General features: G+C 27.1%; 24 protein-coding genes. 7 read left to right on the forward strand and 17 right to left on the reverse strand.

The genetic code is table 11. From position 1 onward, the window contains the following. Nucleotides 1–35 precede the first annotated feature (35 nt). Nucleotides 36–476, forward strand: a complete 441-nt coding sequence (locus ACQY5W_RS01195; RefSeq protein WP_428023102.1) for a hypothetical protein — start codon at nt 36–38, stop codon at nt 474–476. Then, nucleotides 473–2,251, forward strand: a complete 1,779-nt coding sequence (gene mrdA / locus ACQY5W_RS01200; RefSeq protein ID WP_428023103.1) for a penicillin-binding protein 2 — start codon at nt 473–475, stop codon at nt 2,249–2,251. The genes ACQY5W_RS01195 and mrdA overlap by 4 nt, the downstream gene beginning before the upstream one ends. 7 nt (nt 2,252–2,258) lie before the next feature. Here the strand turns inward: mrdA and ACQY5W_RS01205 are convergent, their stop codons facing one another. The 3 genes from ACQY5W_RS01205 to ACQY5W_RS01215 all read right to left on the reverse strand — a co-directional run bounded on the left by ACQY5W_RS01205 (nt 2,259) and on the right by ACQY5W_RS01215 (nt 4,877). After that, nucleotides 2,259–3,515 (reverse strand): methyl-accepting chemotaxis protein, encoded by a 1,257-nt coding sequence (locus tag ACQY5W_RS01205; protein ID WP_428023104.1) that lies wholly within the window; start codon nt 3,513–3,515, stop codon nt 2,259–2,261. Between the two features lie 11 nt (nt 3,516–3,526). Then, complete coding sequence (locus ACQY5W_RS01210) at nt 3,527–3,910, reverse strand: PAS domain-containing protein (RefSeq protein WP_428023105.1); 384 nt, start codon at nt 3,908–3,910, stop codon at nt 3,527–3,529. Nucleotides 3,911–4,121: 211 nt separating this feature from the next. After that, on the reverse strand, nt 4,122–4,877 hold the full coding sequence (locus ACQY5W_RS01215) for a substrate-binding periplasmic protein (protein WP_428023106.1): 756 nt from the start codon (nt 4,875–4,877) through the stop codon (nt 4,122–4,124). A gap of 141 nt (nt 4,878–5,018) precedes the next feature. Between ACQY5W_RS01215 and fliP the strand changes: the two genes are divergently transcribed. The 5 genes from fliP (at nt 5,019) to ACQY5W_RS01240 (ending at nt 11,278) form a co-directional block, all read left to right on the forward strand. Next, nucleotides 5,019–5,747, forward strand: a complete 729-nt coding sequence (gene fliP, locus ACQY5W_RS01220; protein WP_428023107.1) for a flagellar type III secretion system pore protein FliP — start codon at nt 5,019–5,021, stop codon at nt 5,745–5,747. 201 nt (nt 5,748–5,948) lie between these two features. Beyond that, nucleotides 5,949–7,298: a TolC family protein gene (locus ACQY5W_RS01225; RefSeq protein WP_428023108.1), complete on the forward strand. Its 1,350-nt coding sequence runs from the start codon at nt 5,949–5,951 to the stop codon at nt 7,296–7,298. 1 nt (nt 7,299) lies between these two features. Beyond that, nucleotides 7,300–8,058 carry an efflux RND transporter periplasmic adaptor subunit gene (locus ACQY5W_RS01230; RefSeq protein WP_428023109.1) on the forward strand — a complete coding sequence of 253 codons (759 nt, stop codon included), beginning with the start codon at nt 7,300–7,302 and terminating at the stop codon, nt 8,056–8,058. Nucleotides 8,059–8,060: 2 nt separating this feature from the next. After that, nucleotides 8,061–9,605, forward strand: a complete 1,545-nt coding sequence (locus tag ACQY5W_RS01235; protein ID WP_428023110.1) for an efflux RND transporter permease subunit — start codon at nt 8,061–8,063, stop codon at nt 9,603–9,605. Between the two features lie 8 nt (nt 9,606–9,613). Continuing rightward, complete coding sequence (locus ACQY5W_RS01240) at nt 9,614–11,278, forward strand: efflux RND transporter permease subunit (protein ID WP_428023111.1); 1,665 nt, start codon at nt 9,614–9,616, stop codon at nt 11,276–11,278. A gap of 78 nt (nt 11,279–11,356) precedes the next feature. Here ACQY5W_RS01240 and ACQY5W_RS01245 read toward each other — a convergent pair whose 3' ends face one another. From ACQY5W_RS01245 to ACQY5W_RS01310, 14 genes are all read right to left on the reverse strand, one after another. Beyond that, on the reverse strand, nt 11,357–11,818 hold the full coding sequence (locus tag ACQY5W_RS01245) for an N-acetyltransferase (protein WP_428023112.1): 462 nt from the start codon (nt 11,816–11,818) through the stop codon (nt 11,357–11,359). Further along, entirely contained in the window at nt 11,808–12,416 is a 609-nt protein-coding gene (yihA, locus tag ACQY5W_RS01250) for a ribosome biogenesis GTP-binding protein YihA/YsxC (protein WP_428023113.1), read from the reverse strand. Before yihA ends, ACQY5W_RS01245 begins: the two co-directional genes overlap by 11 nt. Continuing rightward, entirely contained in the window at nt 12,413–12,934 is a 522-nt protein-coding gene (gene lptA, locus ACQY5W_RS01255; protein ID WP_428023114.1) for a lipopolysaccharide transport periplasmic protein LptA, read from the reverse strand. The genes yihA and lptA overlap by 4 nt, the downstream gene beginning before the upstream one ends. Beyond that, the gene (locus ACQY5W_RS01260; RefSeq protein ID WP_428023115.1) at nt 12,931–13,464 is read right to left on the reverse strand and encodes a hypothetical protein; all 534 of its coding nucleotides are present in this window, start codon (nt 13,462–13,464) and stop codon (nt 12,931–12,933) included. Before ACQY5W_RS01260 ends, lptA begins: the two co-directional genes overlap by 4 nt. Then, nucleotides 13,455–13,952 (reverse strand): KdsC family phosphatase, encoded by a 498-nt coding sequence (locus tag ACQY5W_RS01265; protein ID WP_428023116.1) that lies wholly within the window; start codon nt 13,950–13,952, stop codon nt 13,455–13,457. The genes ACQY5W_RS01260 and ACQY5W_RS01265 overlap by 10 nt, the downstream gene beginning before the upstream one ends. Further along, a complete protein-coding gene (gene hisB / locus ACQY5W_RS01270) occupies nt 13,949–14,521 on the reverse strand; it encodes an imidazoleglycerol-phosphate dehydratase HisB (RefSeq protein ID WP_428023117.1) in 573 nt (190 codons plus the stop codon). The genes ACQY5W_RS01265 and hisB overlap by 4 nt, the downstream gene beginning before the upstream one ends. 11 nt (nt 14,522–14,532) lie before the next feature. Beyond that, nucleotides 14,533–15,348, reverse strand: a complete 816-nt coding sequence (locus ACQY5W_RS01275; RefSeq protein WP_428023118.1) for a septal ring lytic transglycosylase RlpA family protein — start codon at nt 15,346–15,348, stop codon at nt 14,533–14,535. Next, nucleotides 15,329–16,705 (reverse strand): transglycosylase SLT domain-containing protein, encoded by a 1,377-nt coding sequence (locus tag ACQY5W_RS01280; protein ID WP_428023119.1) that lies wholly within the window; start codon nt 16,703–16,705, stop codon nt 15,329–15,331. Before ACQY5W_RS01280 ends, ACQY5W_RS01275 begins: the two co-directional genes overlap by 20 nt. A 37-nt stretch (nt 16,706–16,742) precedes the next feature. Beyond that, entirely contained in the window at nt 16,743–17,531 is a 789-nt protein-coding gene (locus ACQY5W_RS01285) for a TatD family hydrolase (RefSeq protein ID WP_428023187.1), read from the reverse strand. Beyond that, entirely contained in the window at nt 17,528–17,830 is a 303-nt protein-coding gene (locus tag ACQY5W_RS01290; protein ID WP_428023120.1) for a hypothetical protein, read from the reverse strand. Before ACQY5W_RS01290 ends, ACQY5W_RS01285 begins: the two co-directional genes overlap by 4 nt. A 55-nt stretch (nt 17,831–17,885) precedes the next feature. Further along, entirely contained in the window at nt 17,886–19,214 is a 1,329-nt protein-coding gene (gene hslU, locus ACQY5W_RS01295; RefSeq protein WP_428023121.1) for an ATP-dependent protease ATPase subunit HslU, read from the reverse strand. A 5-nt stretch (nt 19,215–19,219) separates the two neighbouring features. After that, nucleotides 19,220–19,756, reverse strand: coding sequence for an ATP-dependent protease subunit HslV (hslV, locus tag ACQY5W_RS01300; RefSeq protein WP_428023122.1), 537 nt, complete (start codon nt 19,754–19,756; stop codon nt 19,220–19,222). A gap of 3 nt (nt 19,757–19,759) precedes the next feature. Next, entirely contained in the window at nt 19,760–20,206 is a 447-nt protein-coding gene (gene rplI / locus ACQY5W_RS01305; protein ID WP_428023123.1) for a 50S ribosomal protein L9, read from the reverse strand. A 73-nt stretch (nt 20,207–20,279) separates the two neighbouring features. Next, nucleotides 20,280–20,921, reverse strand: a complete 642-nt coding sequence (locus ACQY5W_RS01310) for a recombinase family protein (RefSeq protein WP_428023124.1) — start codon at nt 20,919–20,921, stop codon at nt 20,280–20,282. Nucleotides 20,922–21,143: the final 222 nt, after the last annotated feature.

A 21,143-nucleotide genomic window follows, 5' to 3' on the forward strand; every position in this document is an offset into this window, starting at 1 on the left:
ATAATCTGCAAAAACATAATAAGACTACAAATTTAATGAAAAATATACTATTGCATAATCCTTATTTTATATTCTTTTTGGGAATTTTTACAATCTTTGTAAATATTATTTCATCTGTGCATTTTTTCCCTATATTATTAGCTGGTGTTATTTTTTTAGCTTTTTTAAAATCTGTAAAATATAAATACTACTATTCAATGGTTTATTTGATAATAATATTTTTATTTATCGAATACAATAGTGGCTTTTTACCTTTTACTTTTACTTTATTATCACTGTTTATTTATACTTTTATTTTGCCCAATTTAAATAGAGTTATCTCTTTGCATAACCTAAATAAATATATTTATATACTAACCTTTTATATAGGTGTTATCTTAATTTGGGTTTTTTCTAATGATTTAAATTTTAATTTAATAAGACATATAGTATTAAATATTGTGATTGACTTTTTGATTTACGGACTATTTCTATGAAAAGACGACTTAATTTAATCCTCATTTTTATAAGCGTTGTATGCTTACTTTTGGTTTACAGACTCTATTATCTTAGTATAAAATCAAATACATATTATGAAGAACTTTCTAAACAAAACTATATAAAAAAAGTTTATCAAGCACCATCAAGAGGAATTATAACAGATAGAAATGATGTTGCCTTAGCAATAAATGATTTAGGTTTTTCCTTAAGTATAAAACCTCACTTACGTTCATATAAAAATAAACATATACTTGAAGAGTTAGTAAAAACAATTATATTACATTTTTCAGAGTTTGAAAAAGAGAAATTAATAAAAAAATATAATAAGCTAGATTCACCATATAAACATGATTATGTACAAATCATAGATTATATTCCATATGAAAAGTTTTTCGATAAATACACTATATTTAACTCCTTAGATAATTTAAAAGTTGAATCAGCAGTAAAAAGAAATTACCCATATAAAAATGTTGCTGCACATATACTTGGATATGTAGGAAAAGCGTCAAAAAGAGATATAGAAAAAAACCCTATTTCTAAATACAATGGAATAATTGGAAAAAATGGTTTAGAAAAGTATTACAATAATATTTTACAAGGTGAGTTAGGATATAAAGAAGTTAAGGTAAATGCTCTAAACAAAGAGCTTGAAGTATTAAATGAAAAAGAAATAAAAATCAATAACAATATAAAAATTTCTATTGATATTGAATTAGAAAAATATATTCATGATATTTTTGACCAAAAAGCTGGAGCAGTTATTGTTATGAATGTAAAAAATGGCGAAATCTTAGCTGCAGCTTCTTTCCCAGAGTTTGATAATAATGTTTTTGTAAATGGTATTTCTTATAAAGAGTGGGATGATTTACAAAATAATATAGATAAGCCATTTACCAATAAAATTACAAATGGTATGTATCCTCCAGGTTCAGTTTGGAAAATGGGTGCAGCTTTAGCATTTTTGGAAAATGGAATAAGTAGAAACTTTAAAGTTAATTGTACAGGAACCTATGAATTTGCAAATAGAAAATTTAGATGTTGGAAAGAAGATGGACATGGTATTGTTGATTTTAGAAAGGCTATAAGAGAGAGTTGTGATGATTTTTTTTATAAAGCAAGCCAAAAAATTGGTATAAATAAAATTAGTGAAACTATGCGAAAATTTGGTCTTGGAGAAAAAACTGGAATTGATCAAATGTATGAATTTATTGGTATAAATCCAGATGAAGCTTGGAAAAGAAGAAAATTCAATCGACCATGGTTTACAGGTGAAACATTAATTTCTTCAATTGGACAAGGTTCTGTTTTAGTAACTCCTATTCAAATAGCTAGATATACAGCATTTTTGGCAACTAAAAAACTTCCAACACCGCATTTTTACAAAGATGCCTATAAAGAGCCTAAAGAAATAGATATAGATGAAGAAAATTTAAAACTAATTCAAAGAGGTATGTATGATGTGGCAAACCATAAAGAGGGAACTGCTTATTGGCACGTAAGAGACATCGATAAAAGAATAAAGATTGCTGCTAAAACAGGTACTGCTCAAGTTGTTGGTATTGATCAAAATATCAAAAAAAGAGCCTTGGAAAGTGAACTTGAATATTTAAAAAGATCACATGCTTGGCTTACCACATATGGACCTTTTGATGATCCACAATATGTAGTAACTATTTTAGTTGAACATGGAGGACATGGTGGAAGTACTGCTGGTTCTACAGTAACAAAAATCTATAACAAATTACTAGAATTAGGTTATATAAAATAACTTAATTCTAACTAATTCTTATCTTTGCATGCTCTTTACCAATAAACTCTTTTTCATCAGCATTTTTAACAACTTGTTTAGAAATTTTATCTGTTAATGTAGCAGCTTCATGGGTTTGTACTGCAATATTTACATTTTCTTGAGTTAACTTATCTATAGAATTTATGGCATCATTAATTTGCTCAATTCCAAAAAGTTGCTCTTTTGATGCAGTATCAATATTTCCAATAAACTCTATGGTATGTTGAACATCTTCATTTAATTGTTTATATCCCTTAATCATATCATCAGCAATAGCTTTTCCATGATTTGCTTTTGCTGTTGCACTTTCAACAATATTTTTTATCTCTTTTGCTGCTTCTGCACTTCTTGAAGCCAGATTTCGCACCTCTTGTGCAACAACAGCAAAACCTTTTCCAGCTTCTCCAGCAGTTGCTGCTTCAACTGCTGCATTTAGTGAAAGAATATTTGTTTGGAAGGCTATTTGATCAATTATTGTTATTGCTTCATTAATTGATGTTACTTGAGTATTTATATCATCCATAGCTATTGTTGTTTGATTAGCTAACTCTTCTCCTTTTTTTACAGATGTTGTAACATTTTGAGAAAATTGTGCCATTTTAGCGATTGTTTCTGTGTTTGATCTAATATTACCTGTTATTTCTTCAACTGATGCTGACGTCTCTTCCAAAGAAGATGCTGTTTCATTTGAACTATGATTTAATTTCTCTACATATTCAAGTAACTGGTCAGAAGTATAATCTAGTGTTAAACCATTAGTTTTATTTTCAAAAAGAATATTAGATATTAAATCTGTAACATTATTTAAAGCATTTGTTAATTTAGAATTTTCACCTTCTATTTTTACTCTAAAATCTAAACGTGCATAATTATCTAAAATATCTTCTATTTTATGAGTATTTGAACCCATAATAGAACTTAGCTTATTAACAAGCTCATTTATTGTTTTTGCAATATAATTTAATTTTTTATTTGAAGTATTTGTATAATAAATCTTATCTTCTATATATCCATCAGATAATTTCTCTGCAATCAACATTATCTCACCATAAATCATAAGTTCATCTTGATTTTTAACACATAACTTTCTACTTATCGATGATAATTTTTCTAAAATTTTTAAGTTAAACCCCTTGGCTTTATAATCAACTTGAGGTATAGCATTTATATTACCATCAAGAAAATTCTCAATATTCTCAAGAATCTCTACTATCTTTTTTTCACTTTTTTTATCACTAAACATAATTAATCTCCCTACCTCAGAGTTTTATACAAATTAATAGCATCTTCTATTTCTTTATCTGTTGGTTTAACTCTAACAGAAACATATCTTAAATTACCTTTGCTATTTTTGGAGGGAAAAGCAGTTGCATTTACCCAATAATATCCACCATCTTTTGTTTTATTTTTAACTATACCTTTCCAAACATTTCCTGATTGTATTGTTTTCCACAAATCTTCAAATGCAGCTTTAGGCATATCAACATGTCTTACAAAACTATGAGGCTTACCAATTAACTCTTCTTTTGAATAGCCAGCAATTTTACAAAAATCTGCATTTGCATATACAATAATACCTTTCGCATCAGTTTCTGATACAATCATAGTATCTTCTGACAACTTTACCTCTTCTGCCAAAATAACCTCCTTTTTATAAATAATACTACACTAACAAAAGAAATTGGTCTATTTCTTTCCCATTGTATAGATTCATAATTAAATATTAATTAAGCTTATATTAACATTTCATTAATTTTCCAAAATTTATTGGACTAAAAAGATGGTCACATTTTGGTCACGATTTGGTCACATTTTGTATTAATTTTAAAAATCATTTTAATAATTAATATTATTTTGCTTTAAACCATTTTTTGTAGATATTTTCATATGTATTATTATTTGAAATTTCTTCAAATAATAAATTGATTTTCTCTTTTAACTTTATATTATCTGATGTCAAAGCGATGGCATATTTATTATTACAAATGACTTCATTTAAAATTTTAAACTTACCATAATGGCTCTGAATCTGCTCTTTTGCCCAAAGAGAGTCTGCAGTTACTGCATCAATATTTTTAAACGACAATGCTGTAATCAATTGAGGATATTGAGTAAATGTTAAACTTATAACATCTGGCTGAATTTTTAAAAGATTCTCCAATCTAATTGAACCTTTTATTGAGCCAACATGTTTTCCTTTTAAATCAGAAAAATTGTTTATCTTAGTCGTACTATTTACTAAGATAATCTGATCATCAAAAAAGTATGGTTTAGTAAAAATAATATCATTATTTTTATTCTCTTGAGGAATCATATCTGTAAGTAAAATATCAATTTTTCCATCTAATAGCATTTTTTCTTTATTATTAGAGCTTACTTCAACAAACTTAACTCTTATATTAAGTATATCCATCATACTTTTAATTAAATCAATATCAAAACCTTCAAGTCTGCCTTCATTATTTATAAAAGAAAATGGTTTATAATCATACTTTACTCCAACAGTAATATACTCTTCTAAAACTACTTTTTCCAAGCTCTTTGTAAAAGAAAATTGAGCTAGAAGTAATAAAATAATAAATACTCTCATTATACATATATACATAAAACATTCCCTTTTCTCTATATAAATTTAAATAATAAATCATAAATAATTTAATTGATTATAATCAATTTTTCCTAAATTATCTTTAGAGTTTAAACTTTTTTTAGTTATGATACTTTTTTCACATTCTAAGGATATTAGTTGAGAGTTATATTAACGCTTATTATATTTTCTATTTCACTTTTTGCAGCTGATAATTTACCAGTAATAAATTTATCTATTGCTGCTATTGACCAACCTGCACAATTTGTAAAGACAATAAATATCGCAATTATTCTTATCTTATTAGCTTTAGCACCAACTCTATTATTAATGGTTACAAGTTTCACACGGCTTATTATTGTTTTATCTTTACTAAGACAAGCCATGGGACTTCAACAAGCTCCACCTAATCAAATAGTTATTTCAATGGCTTTAATTTTAACAATTTTTATTATGGAACCCTATGCCAAAGTTGCATACAATGATGGTATTAAACCTTATATGGAAGAAAAAATTGGTTATGAAGAAGGCTTTAAAAGAAGTATAAAACCTTTTAAAGAGTTTATGATAAAAAATACAAGAGAAGCAGACCTAGCACTTTTTTATCGTATAAAAAAAGAAACAAATCCTAAAAATATTGATGATGTATCTATTACTCTTTTGATGCCAGCATTTATTGTAAGTGAACTAAGAACCGCATTTGAAATAGGATTTTTAATATTCTTACCATTTTTAGTTATAGATATTATTGTGGCATCTATTTTAATGAGTTTAGGGATGATGATGTTACCACCTGTTATGATATCTTTACCTATTAAAGTTATCTTTTTTATTATCATTGATGGTTGGCAATTAATTTTAGGAAATCTAGCACAATCTTTTAAATAAATTTTAAATTATAAAATTGAATTATAATTTTTCTGTTTTTTTGTAAATTTTGTATTTTAAATATTTTTATAAAATCTCTATTTTATAGGATATTACTTTATATTTTTATTAGTTTATTTTATAAGATAAACTAATAAAACAATTTTACATTATTTTAATTATTATCCTAATATAATAAGCTTTTTAATATTAGGGTAATTTATGCAAAAAATTTTAATACTATTATTTATTACTTCACTCTTTTCATTTGCAAAAGAGATAACATTTGATGAAGCACTTAATTTATTGCTACAAAACAATAAAGAACTAAAATCAAAAAAGTTAGATATTAAACAAAGCCATGCAATTTTAGATGAAATATCTGCAAATAATTATGGAGCTTTATCTTTTAAAGAAACTTATACAAATACAAACCATGCAGGATATGTATTTAGTTCAAAACTTAGTTCTAGAAAAGCTACCTTTGCTGATTTTGGATTAGCTTCATATACTGGACCTAGTTCATTAACAACTGCACCAAAAGACTTAAACTATCCAAAATCTGTAGAAAACTATGAAACAAAACTTACTTATGATATTCCACTATTTTCAGGTTTTGAATTATCAAATGCAAAAGATATTGCAAACTTACAAATTCAAGCAAATAAAGTAAAATATGAATATGATGAGAAACTACTAACTCTAGAGCTTTTAAAAGCTTATAATGCCTGTGTTGCTTCAAAGGAATATGTAAAAGCTGTAAAAAAAGCAAAAAAAGCAACTTCTTCTTTTGTAAACTTTGCAAATGAAATGTACAAAGAAGGTTTGGTTACAAAAATCGATTTACAACAAGCACAAGTACACGATTTAAATACAAATGCAAAACTAAAAGAAGCTCAAAACAAAGTTTTATTATCACACTCATATTTAAGTTTTTTAATAGGTATTGAAATTGATGATGTAAAAAGTTTTGAAGAGGTAAATATTTCAAATATTGATTTAAAAACTATTCAAAATGAAGCCCTTGAAAAAAGAGAAGATTTAAAATATATTGATTTAAATACAAAATCACTAAAAAAAGATATCAAAATAAAACAAGCTGATTATTTTCCTAAAATTGGTGCTCACATTGAATATGGATACAGCAATGATAAGTTAAAAGAGCTAAATGAAAACCAAGATTTTTATTTAGCAACAGTTGGATTAAATATGAAGATTTTTGATATGACAAGAGAGGCAAAACTTGAGCAAAGTAGAATCAAATACAACAAACTAATGCTTCAAAAAGAACAATTTAAAGATGCAATAAAACTTGAAGTAAAAGAAAACTATTTAAATTATCTATCTAGCCAAGAGATATTAACAGAAAAGATTAAAGCTCAAAATCTTGCTGAAGATATTTTACATAAATCAGAAGAGATGTACAAAAATAAGTTAATCAATATGACTGATTTATTAATACAACAAGCTTCACTACAAAAAGCTCAAGTGGAAGTTATCATGTCAAAATTTGAATTAACATTTAACAAAGCAAAACTAAAACTATCTATGGGAAAATCATTAAAGGAATAAAATGAAAAAAATCATACTATTTATATCAATCTTTATTATCTCATTATTACATGCAAGAGAGTTAGATTTAAGTGCATCTGTAATTTCTGATAATGAAAAGATAATTTCAAGTAGAAATATGGGATATATAAAAAGTATAAGAGTAAATGAAGGAGATAAGGTAAAAAAAGGCACTTTACTTTATGAAATTGACTCAATTGAAATTGATAATAAAAAAGAACAAGCTTTATTAAATATTGAAATATATAAAAATCAATTTGAAAATGTAAAACTAAATTATGAAAGATATAAAAGATTGTATGAAAAAGATTTAGTATCTAAATTTGATTTGGAACAATTGGAGTTAAAATACAACACCCTATTAAACACTTTAAAAATAGCAAATTCAAAACTTAATGAACTAAATAATCAATATAGATACTTAAAAGTAAAAGCTCCAAATGATGGACTTATAATTAAAAAATCAATAAAAGTAGGAGAGATGTCAATGCCTGGTATGCCAGCAATTATTATCTCTGACCTCTCAACTTTAAAAATTGAGACTCAAATAAATGAAAATGACCTAAAATACGTAAAAAAAGGTGATAAAGTTGAAATTTTTATTGATTCAATTGATTACAAAACAGAAGGAAAAATCCTATCTATTATTCCAAATTCTAATCCTATGGCTCATACATTTATTCTAAAAATTTCATTTACAAAAAATGAAGATATCCTACCAGGAATGTATGCAAAAGTTTCTATTTCAATTAAAGAATAACTATGAATCAAGACATTAAATTAGAAAATGAAAATATCGCAGGAAAACTTGCTAAAACTTTTATAAATCATCCTTTAACCATGATTTTAGGGATTGTAATATTGTTATTAGGCTATTTTGCACTTGTATTCACACCAAGAGAAGAAAATCCCCAAATAAAAGTTTCAGGAGGTGCGGTGATTGTTGCTATGCCTGGAGCTAAAGCTGATGAAATACAAAAAGTAATCATAGAGCCACTTGAAAAAAAGATTAAAGAGATAAAAGGTGTAGAAGATATTTATTCTTACGCAAAAGATTCAGTAGGAATTGTACAAGTTAGATATTTCATAGGACAAGATAAAGAAGAATCAAATCTAAAACTTTATGACCAAGTTATGAGAAATATGGATTTAATGCCTAAAGGAACTATGCAACCCATAATTAAAACTATGGATATAGATACAGATATTCCAATAGCTAGTATTGCATTTTATGCAAAAGATAAATCCATATCGCAAACACAACTTTTTAATAAAATTAATAAAATAGCAAAAGAGATAAATAGCATAGAAAATGTAGCCTTAGTTGATTTAAAAGGTGAAAAAAAAGAGCAATACAACATCTTAATCGATGCAAAAAAACTAAGTTATTATGGACTTTCACTAGGACAAGTATCTGAAGCAATCAAAGCTTTATCATATGAAACTCCTGATATAAAAGGGCGTACAACAAGTGGTGAACTTTTGGTATTTGGAATAAAAAGTGCCATAGAAACAGCCAATGATTTAAAAAATATTATTATAACTTCCCAATATGGCTCCCCTATTTATCTAAGTAGTATTGCAAGTATTAAAAGAAGCTATGATATTCAAAATAAAAAAGAAGCTTATATTTATACAAATGATTTAGCACAAAAAGAGCAAATTACACTAACTGTTTCAAAACTAAAAGGTGCAAACTCTGTTGAAATAAATAAAAATATTTTTGCTTACTTAGAAAAGATAAAAGATAATTTAGAAAAAGAGCACATAGGATATATAATTACTAGAGATGATGGTTTTACTGCAAACAATGCTGTAAATTCACTTGTTATGAACTTAATTATATCTATAGTTATAATATTTTTCCTACTTGTATTTTCACTTGGATTAAAAGAGGCAATTATCGTTTCTATTATGGTGCCTATGATTTTGGCTTTAACCTTATTTGTAGGATATGCACTTGATGAAACTATAAACCGTATCACACTTTTTGCACTTTTAGTTTCACTTGGGATGTTAGTAGATGCTGCAATTATTGTAATTGAAAATATTCATAGACATAGAACTATGCAAAAAGATAAAAATAAATCACTAGAACAAATCACAATAGAAGCTACAAATGAGATAGGAAATCCTACAAATATCGCTACAATTGCTATTATTATGACTTTTTTACCAATGTTTTTCGTTGGTGGTATGATGGGGCAATTTATGCATCCTCTTCCTGTGTTTGTTCCAATATCACTTTTCATGTCACTTTTTATTGCATATATTTTTACTCCATATTTAGTTAAGAAATTTTTATAGGATATTTGATGAAAAAATTTAATCTAGAACAATTTATTTATAATATCTTAGAAAGTAAACGAAAATCCCAATTAGTATATTTAATTACACTAATTCTATTTATCTTAAGTATTGCAACTTTTCCTACAAAAATCGTAAAAGCAAAAATGCTTCCAGGAAAAGATTCTGATACTTTTTCAATATATGTTGATTTAAAAGATGGTTCTTCCATATCCCAAACAAAAGAAGTAACATCATGTATAACAAATGAACTTAAAAACATAGATTTAATAACTTCTATCTCTGTTTTTCTGGGAGAAGGACAGCCTTTAGACTTTGCAGGAATGGTAAAAGGTAGTGCATTAAAAAGTGATGAAAATCAAGCTGAAATTATGGTAAATATTAAAAAAGCAGATTATAGAGATATCTATTCATATAACCTTGTAAGTTCACTTAGAGCAAATGTCCAAAACAAATGTTCACTTCACGAAGCGAATATAAAATTCATAGAGCTTCCAGCAGGTCCTCCAGTACTTGCTTCAATAGTTGCAGAAATTTATGGAGGAAATAGTTTTGAAAGCCAACGTAACTTTGCACTAAAAATTGAAAAAATATTAAAAAATCAAAAAAGCTTAGTTGATGTGGATATATTAGCTACAAAGCCATTTTATAAGTATTCATTAAAGCTTGATTCTACAAAAGTAGCTAAAAGTTTTGTAAGTTTAGCACAAGTAAAAAATATACTTTACCTAGCTTTTGAAGGTATGGAAATAGGATATGTAAATGAAGCAAGTGCTGAAAATCAAATACCACTATATCTAAGACTAGATGATAGTAGACTTTTAGAAACTAATTCAATTGAAAATCTAAAAGATAAACTCTCCATGCTAAAAGTTTTAAATAAAAATGGTGAAATGATTTCCATATCTGAATTTGTAAAAATTGAAAAAATATTAAAAAAACCAACAATAACTTCAAAAAATCTAGAAAATATGATAAATGTTATTGCAGAAACAGATAAAGAAAGTCAAATATATCCTTTACTTGATGCAAGAGAAGAGATGCTAAATAGCTTATTAGATAAATATATCATAACAAAAACAAATATGCTAAACCTTGAATTTAAAGACAAAAATACAAATGAAATATTTAAGCTTGTTTGGGATGGTGAATTAAAAGTTACTATTGATACATTTATAGATTTGGGTGGCGCTTTTATTATTGCACTTATTTTAATATTTTTCTTAATGGTGATATATTATAAAAGTTTTTCTCTCTCTGGTGGAATTGTACTATCAAGTTTTATATCTATTATTGGAGTAATATTTGCTCATTTTATTATGGATATCTTCACAAGTGATACATTCTATTTAACTGCTACTTCACTTATTGGGTTTATTGGACTTATTGGTATAAATTCTAGAAATTCAACCCTTATCATAGACTTTTCAAAGCAATTAATTGTTGAAGAAAATATGGAAATAAATAAAGCAATAGCACAAGCAACAGCTACAAGATCTAAACCTATCATACTAACAGTTTTAACAATGGTATTTGCATCTTCACTTTTGGCAACTGACGCAGTTTTTGGAGGATTAGGTGTTGCATTAATTGGAGGTACTTTAATCTCGTATATAGTTTCTATGTTTTTCGTACCTGTAATCATAAAAGAGTCTATAAAAGATATTTTATAGACTCTTTTATGTCAAAAATATATTTTTATTATAAAAGATTAAAAAAAAAGCTATTGGTGGAAATTCCAAATAGTAGCTTTAAAGATCAAAAACCATAGCCACTTCATCACAAACTGGGAAATGTTTACATCTTATACAATCAGCCCAGATTTTGTGTTCAGGTATTTGGTCTTTTTCTATTACTCTAAAACCACAGCTTTCAAAAAAACCTTGTTCATAAGTTAGAGATAAAAGCTGTTCAAGACCATAAAATTTAGCCTCTTTTATACATGCTTCAACTAATTGTTTTCCAAGCTTTAAGCCTCTAAAATCTTTAGAAACAATTAAACTTCGCACTTCTGCAAGTCTTATAGAGTGAATATGAGTTGCAACAAAACCAGCTAATTTACCGTCAACTTCTACTACAGTATAAGAACGAATAGTATTTGCCATCTCATCTTCTGTTCGAAGAAGAATAGTCCCCTTTTCTACTTCACCTTTTACAAGTTCTTGCATAGAGATAATATCTTTAGTTGTTGGTTTATAAAATCTAATTTCCAAACAAATATCCTGTAATTTTATTTTGGAGGTCAATTATACCTCTTTTTTTTAGATTTGATATGAAAATACCCTCAGGGTATTCTCTTTTTAATTTTGCTAAATCATTTTGTTTAAGCTTATCTGTTTTTGTAAAAGCATGAACAATTAGCTGATCACCTCTTTTTATCTTTTCTAAAAATTCATCCACATTTTTGTCTATTTCAAGTTCTGGATGTCTAGCATCAATTAGATGTATAAACATCTGTAAATTTGGTCTTTGTTCCAAATATCCTGTAAGATTTCGATTCCACTCTGCTTTTAAACTTTTAGAAACTTTTGCATATCCAAATCCTGGTAAATCTACAAATCTAGCATACAAATCAGGTGGCATACCATTTTCTTCTTCTGTTTTAAACTTAATATTAAAATAATTTATAAGTTGTGTTTTACCAGGTGTAGAAGATGACTTTGCAAGACCTTTTCTATTTGTAAGAGTATTTAAAAGTGAACTTTTTCCCACATTACTTCGCCCTAAAAATGCAACTTCTGCAACATCTGGACTTGGAGAATCAGCAACACTTTGAGCTGATTGCATAAAATTTGCATCAACTATTCTCATTGTTTATTCTCAATCTTTTCCGTTGTATTTAAAGGTTTATCTTTAGGTTTTTTATCTGCTAAATCAATTATAAATCTAACTGGTTTATTTTCACTTCCTGTTACTTTTGCTTCACCTGTTATTTGGTCAATAACAATTTTATCACCAAAAAGTCTTTTATCTTCAATAACCTCTTTTAAAAATCCATTTCCAGTAATAACATATTTAAGTTTTTGTGGTTCATAAACAACTTTATCACCCTTCCCTTCATATAACTTATCTGCTGTTTTTACTTTAAACTTTACATTGCCAGTTGCTATGTATTTTATAGGCTCTCTTTTTGTATTTGGTTTTTTTTCACTTAAATATACATCTAATCTATCTGATTCTAATTCATCACTTGCTTTTACCATTTTTACATTGCCAGTAAAAATTGATAAACCCTTCTCATCATATGCTTCAAATTTTTTTGCATCTATTATTAATTTTTCCGAAAATAAAAAACTAAAAAACATACTAACTATTAAAAAAAATCTCATTTACTACCTTTATTATTGTTATCCATTAAAACTTCAAAATGCGTATCTTTTGCCATAAAAATTGACTTATTTGTATCTAAATATAGTGCTTTTCCCTTAATTGTACTATTATTATAAATTCCATCAAACTCTATAGTGTTTGTGACAATTTTTGTAATACCATTATAAAAAAGTTCATCTGTATTTAAAATAATATTATTCTCTCTATTATATTTTACATTGTTTAAAAATTTATATTGTTCCACTCTTTTAATAATAACATCAGATTTAATATAATCTGTACCATTATCAACTCTTCTTAATATAATTCTTCCATCATACATAATATCTTTTGTTTTATACTTCATAGCTCTAGTAGAATTAACTATTCTTTCTAAATTATCCACATTAAAAGTGTATAATGTAGAGTTTTCAAATACTATTTGAGGTTGTTCTTCATCACTCTTATCTTTTTCTTTTGGAACAATAGAAAGTATTGCAGATATAAAAGATACAATTAACAATACATATGTAAAATATTTTATTGCCATAACTTCAAAAATTCCTCTTCTAAACCATCTTCTTTGAAGATATATTCCATCATTTCTCTTACAGCACCTTCTCCACCTCTATTTTCACAAACTACATTTACTATCTCTTTTATGTATTTTGAGCCATTTTGAGGTGTAAAAGAAAGCCCTGCTTTTTTTAACATTTTATAATCATTTAAATCATCACCAATAGCTGCCACTTGATTCCAAGAGATTCCCTCTTTTTTCAAAATATCTGCTAAAACTTCATCTTTATTATGAACACCTTGATAAAGATGTTCAATATTTAACTCTTTTGCTCTTTTTTCTACTAAAGATGATTTACGTCCTGTTATAATAGCTGCTTTTTTACCAAACTTTTTTGTCCAAACAGCAACAGCTAAACCATCTGACACATCAAAAGATTTTATCTCATCACCATTATTCGTATAAGTAATTTTCCCATCAGTTAATGTTCCATCTACATCTAGAACAATTAACTCAATCATAAAACACCTTTTGTACTTGGAATTCCTAATCTTTCATTTCTAGCCATTGCACGTCTTAAAGCTACTGCAAAAGCTTTAAAACTAGCTTCTAAGATATGATGTTTATTTCTTCCTCGCTCACTAATTATATGTGTTGTAAGCCCAGCATTCATAACTAGTGCATGAAAAAATTCTTCTACAAGTTCTACATCAAATTCTCCAACTTTTCCACTTACATTTACTTCATAAACTAAAAAAGGTCGATTTGATAAATCTAAAGCACAAGTTGTTGAAGCTTCATCCATCACTACTGTTGCATTTCCATATCTTTCAACTGCTTGTATTGGAAAGATATCTTCTTTTAAAGCTTTTCCTAAAACAATACCACAATCTTCAACTGTATGATGGGCATCAATATACAAATCACCTTTACAAGTTAAATCTATATCAATACCACTATGCTTTGAAAGTGCCTCTAACATATGGTCAAAAAAACCAACACCTGTGTTAATATTTGATTTTCCTGTCCCATTGACGTTAATTTTACAACTAATATCTGTCTCTTTTGTTTTTCTATTAATTTCAGCCATATTTTTTCCTATTACTCAGCAATTATCATAGCGCCAGTTAAAGAGTTTTTCTCTTTGAAATCTTTAACTTCTTCTTCTGATCTAAATCCACTTATCCAAACTCTATTTATATCTTTGTTATTAAAAATACCTTTTTTAATTATAACATCATATCCATCTTCTAATATCATTTTAAATTTATTTTGAGTAATTTTAGCACCTTCATACTTACTAAATGCACCTACTTGTAAGAAATATTTTCCTACACTTGCAACTTCTTCTTTTTCTTCTTTAGTTTGAGCAATTTTTGCATGAAACCCTAAAACTGTAATTTTAACTTTTGCAGTTCCTTTTCCAACCATATCAATATCTCTTGCTGCTTTATTTGATAAGTCAATTATTCTAGTTCCCACAAAAGGTCCTCTATCATTTACCCTTACTATTGTTGATTTTCCATTTTCTAGATTTTCAACTCTTAACATAGTGTTCATAGGTAAAGTTTTATGTGCGGCAGTTGCTTTATACATATTATAAATTTCACCATTTGAAGTAGGTTTTGCATGAAAGTTTGGTCCATACCATGATGAAATACCAACTTGCGTATCTCCAACTTTTGCTAATGTAGGATAATACCATTTACCAAATACTTGATAAGGCCGCATTGTTGCCCTATGCATTGCTTCAGAGTTTTTAATCTTTTGATCAGGGACATGAATACTACTTCTATCTCTTTTAAATATATTGTAATTACTATAGTTATAACTTGATGAGGAAAAACATCCTGTGAATAAAAATACTACAAATAATGTACTTACTAATCTAATCAAATTATCTATACGTAATAACAAGTTTATCTCCTTTTTTTATGATGCTATTTTTTAAATTATTATCACTCATTAATTTATCTAAGTCAATTCTGTGCATTTTTGCAATTGATATAAGAGTATCACCACTTTTTACATAATAATCTTTTGTTTTTAACTCTGTACCTTCCACAAAAGGTATCACCAATTTTTGTTTTAATGCTAATTTATTACTTTTTAACTTGTTGAAACTTTTTATAGCCTTATAAGAAATTCCATATTTTCTACCAATATCAAATAAATTATCACCTTTTTGTACTATGTGAATTTTATATTTTGTTGGTTCTATATTCATTTTATTTTGGTTAAATATTGATAATCTACTATATGGAATATAGATCTCATAGTCATTTTTATAAGTAGGAATAACATTTCTAATAATATGTTTATTTAACATTTTTAAATCTCTGTATTCCATACCAATTGCTTTTGCAATGTTTTTTAAATGTAATCCACCTTTTACACTAACTGTTGCAATTGGCGAAGTTATACCAATATTTCTAATATGTGCATGGTCATTTTCTGTTACAAAACTTTGATTATTCATCATTGCTAGTGAAATTATTTTTCTAATATAACCTCTACTCTCTTCTGGTAAATATTGTCTTCTAACTTTTTTTTGCTCCATCAAAAGTTCATAAATATCAGGCTTAACATCCCATGTTAAAACCTCTTTGTATATTTTATTCAATTCAGCAAATTTAACTCTTTTTTGTTGATATAAAGTAATAGTTCTTCTAAATTTTTTAATTTCATCAGCTTTATCATTTTTTTTACCATTTTCATCTTCATATAAATCAATTGTAGCTCTAGTAATTGCTTCAATTACTCTTCCTTGTCCACAGTTATAAGCAACTGCTGCAAGATACCACTTTCCAAATTGTTCATGTAAATATTTTAAATATTTAGCTGCTGCATATGTTGATTTAACTACATCCATTCTCTCATCAACATAAATATCATTTTTAAGCCCAAGGTTTCTAGCAGTACTGTGCATAAATTGCCACATTCCTGTAGCTCTTGCTCTTGATTTTGCATCTAGAGTAAAACTAGACTCTGCCATTGCTAAATATAAAAAAGTCTCAGGAAGTCCTTCTTCTCTAAGTATCTCTTTTACTTTTGGTACAAATAATGAAGCTCTATTAAACCTATTTACGTACTTATCTTGTATATTTTGTAAATATCTATTATATGTTTTTTGTAATTTATAATCTGTAATATAAGCTGGATCAATATCCAGCTCTTTTAAGATTTGTAAGTCCCTTTGGGAAAAATTACTACCTATAAGCGATGCATTAGCACTTAAAAAAACAGTGGCAATTATTAAAAAGATTTTTATCAATTATCTATCCTATTTGTGTAAATAGTAGAGATTTTATCTAAATTATGCTAGAAAACTCTTTAAACAGTTTTTTTGCATTATTTGTAGTTAAATTTTGAACCTCTTCATCACTCAAATTTAAAATTTCTGCCATTTTTTCGCATACAAATTTTGTATAAAAAGGTTCATTTCTTTTTCCCCTATGGGGATGTGGAGTTAAGTATGGAGCATCTGTTTCAATAATTAACTTTTCTAATGGAATTTTGGGTAAAACTTCTACAAGCTTTTTAGCATTATTAAAAGTTAAAACTCCACCTATTCCAAAATAAAAACCATGTTCACTCAAACTTAGTAAATGTTCACTTGCATTATAACAATGTAAAACTCCACCAACTTCATGTGCTCCATACTTTTCTAAAATAGTTTTTGAGTCATCTGACGCATCTCTTACATGTACAATAAGAGGTTTTTTCACTTTTTTGGCAAACTTTATTTGTGATATAAAAACCTCTTTTTGAAGCTGTTTTTCTTGAAGTTTTTCTTCTTCATCTTCTGGTAGTCTAAAATAGTCTAATCCACACTCACCAATAGCAATACACTTAGGATGTTTTACATATTCTTTCATAATATTTTCATCATATGAAGGTGCGTCATAAGGATGTATTCCAACAGAGAAAAAAACTTCTTTGTACTTTTCAGATAATTTTATAGCTTGTGGTAAGTCTTCAAAATCTGCACCGGGAATTAAAAAACCTTTAATTCCATTTTTAAGCGCATTTTCTATAACTTCATCAACATCCTCGTAATATTGCTTATTGTCTAAGTGGCAGTGAGTATCAATTATTATGATAAAAACCTTTTTTTCAATAGTGAAATTAATTCATTTATTTTTGAAATATCTTCATGTTTAATCCAGGCATCAATACCAAAATTTTTGAACGCATCATAATCATCTTCATCATCTAAAATTGCAATAGATACATATTTGTCTTTACATGAAACTGATTTGTTTTCTTCAAAATCGAATATTGAGTTGATATCTATAATTGCAATATCTGCTTCTCCTGATGTTTCTTCATAGTTCTCTACTGTAAAACTAGGGTCCAATAATTTCGCATCAATATTGCAAAAAGTTACTATTTTCATGGTTTTGCCTTTTTAATTTCTTACTTCAAATTATTTTATCTAAAAAAAATAAAAACTACAATATATATCTTGCAGTATCTTCATCTTTTACTATATCAGATAATTTATCTTCAACTAACTTTTTTGTTATGGTAATTGTTTCACCACTTTTTTCATCTGCATTAAAACTAATATCTTCTAGAACTTTTTCTATAACGGTATGTAATCTTCTTGCACCAATATCTTCAGTTTTTTGATTAGCGCCAACTGATAAATTTGCAAATGCACGAATTGCATCATCTTCAAATTCTAAATTTACACCTTCAACTTCTAAAAGTGCTTTATACTGCTTCAACAAAGAGTTTTTCGTATTAGTCAATATTTTATATAAAGCCTCTTCATCTAAAGCATTTAATTCAACTCTTAGAGGAAATCTACCTTGAAGTTCAGGTAATAAATCACTTGGTTTACTTACATGAAATGCACCTGCAGCTATAAATAAAATATGGTCAGTTTTTACTTGTCCATATTTTGTTTGCACATTACTTCCTTCTACTATTGGTAATAAATCTCTCTGTACTCCCTCTTTACTTGGGTCTTGATTTTGATTATTTTTACCTGAAGCAATTTTATCTATCTCATCTATAAATATAATTCCACCATTTTCAACCCTTCTCAATGCCTCTTGTTTGATTGATTCTTGGTCGATTAATTTTTCACTTGCTCCACTTCTTAAAAGCTTTTTAGCATCTTTTATTTTTACTTCTTTTTTTATTTTGTCTTTATTTAAAGTGCCTAACATATTATTTAAGCTCTCTTGCATAGATGTCATATCAATTGGAAAAGAAGAATCAATAACTTCTACATGGGCTTTTTTAGGAAGCTCAATCTCTATGATTCTCTCATCAAGTTCACCATTAAGTAATTTTTCTTCCATTTTATTATAGGTTTTTATAAAAGACTCTTTTGCACTTTCCGTTGCACCTTCAGGTAAGTGAGGAACAAGCTTTTCAATTATTTGTTTATTTACTTCTTGTTCAATTCCATCTTGTATTTTTTCTTCATACTCTTTTGTTACTAAATCAACTGCAGCAAAAACCAAATCTCTAATCATAGATTCAACATCACGTCCCACAAATCCAACTTCTGTATATTTACTAGCTTCAACTTTTACAAAAGGAAGACTCATCATTTTTGCTAATCTTCTTGCAATCTCAGTTTTTCCAACACCAGTACTTCCTATCATAAGAATATTTTTAGGCATAATTTCTTGTTGGATTTCAGGATCTAATTGCATTCTTCTATATCTATTTCTAAGTGCCAATGCAATTGTTTTTTTGGCATCATCTTGACCAATTACATAATCATCAAGAAATTTTACAATCTCTTTAGGAGTCATATTCATTTCTGTTAATCCTCAATTTTTAATAATTTGATATTTTGATTTGTATATATACATAATTCACCTGCAATCATTAGTGACTCTTTTACTAAATCTTCAGGATCTAAATTCGAGTGTTTTTGAAGTGCACGTGCTGCTGAAATAGCAAAGTTTCCACCACTTCCAATTGAAGCTATCATTCCATCTTCTGGTTCAACAACATCACCTGTTCCAGATAAAATAAAAATATGTTCTTTATTTAAAACTATCATCATAGCTTCAAGACGTCTAAGAACTTTATCTTTTCTCCACTCTTTAGAAAATGCAATTACAGCTTTTAACAAATCACCCTTTGTATTTTCTAAATGAGCTTCAAACATATCAAATAAATTAAAAGCATCTGCTGTACTTCCAGCAAAACCAGCTAAAATTTTATCTTTATATAGCGTTCTTATTTTTGTGGCATTACCTTTTAATACAGTATTTCCAAAAGTAACTTGTCCATCACCACCAATTACAGCCTTATCTTTTGCCCTATAAGCTAATATCGTAGTAGCATCAAACATTTTTTACTCTGCAATTACATCAATTTTAGCTGTACCGTGGATTCCATGACCCAACTTACAATCAGCTTCAAAAATACCTACAGTTTTTACTTTAGAATTTAATGTAATATGTTTTTTATCTAAATCGATATCTGCTTGTTCTTTTAATACTTCACTAACTTCTTTATTTGTTACAGAACCAATTAAATGTCCGTTAGCTCCTATTTTATGTTTTATTGTAAATTTTTGAGAATCTAATTTTTTTGCAATTTCTTTTGCTTCTTCAATCTCAGCTGCTTCTTTTTCAGCTTCTTTTCTCATTTGAGCTTTATGTTTATTTAAAACTTCGTTTGTTGCAAGTAATGCTAAACCTTTTCCAATTAAAAAATTTTTCCCATATCCATCAGAAACCTCTTTTACTTCACCAGCTTTACCAGTACCTTTTACATCTTTTAATAATAATACTTTCATAATATATTCTCCAAATTTTAAATAGGCAATATAATACAATAATATTTTTGAAGTAATTATAAATGTATATTTTTTAACTAGCTAGTTCTTCTAAAGAAGATGATTGTTCTCTTATATTTCTTTTTTTAACGTAGTTGTTTAAACCAATATGATTGTTATAACCTAATAATTTAGCAATTTTTCTAACCGATAAACCTACACTTAGCAGTTCTTCTATTTTGTCTCTTTGTTTATCAAATTTAGATTTTTGAATAGTTCCTTTAGGTTTACCTAAACTTTCACCTTTTAATTTTTTTGCAGTAAGAGCCTCTTTTGTTCTAAGACTCATTAACTCTTTATCTAATGCTATAGTCATAGAAATCATACCAAGAATCATCTTTGTTAACATATCATTATTATCTACCAAATCTAAGTTTTGTTTTATAACTAATATTCTTATTTTACTCTCTAATAAGAACTTCACTATCTCTAAAATTCTTTCAACAGTTCGTCCAAAAACATTTAAGTCATAAACCAAAAGTGTTGAATTCATTTGACAAGATTTAAGTAACTCCATAATATTTTTTTCTTCAGAAGGAGTATTAATTTCCACTTCAATATTATGATAAATTTGTAAATTATGTTCTTTTACATAATTAATTATTTTCTCTTCTTGCAACTTTGTATATGATTTATTATTTTTGTTTATTCTTAAATAAGTGAATATTTTTGACATAGATTATCCTTAGACATTTAGTATAATTAAAATATAAGAAATTATACAAAATGATTGCTTTATGTTTATTTATAGTAATACAAAATGTTAACATTCCATTTATAAATATTAGCTTAAATTTTAACTTTTCAAGCTTTTATTTCAATTTAAACTTAAAAACATAAGGAGTTAATATTTGAAAATAAAGATTTTTTAAGCTAATATCACTATTTTATCCAAGAA

The sequence above is a fragment of the Arcobacter sp. genome (assembly GCF_050300555.1).
In the GTDB taxonomy this organism is placed as follows: domain Bacteria; phylum Campylobacterota; class Campylobacteria; order Campylobacterales; family Arcobacteraceae; genus Arcobacter.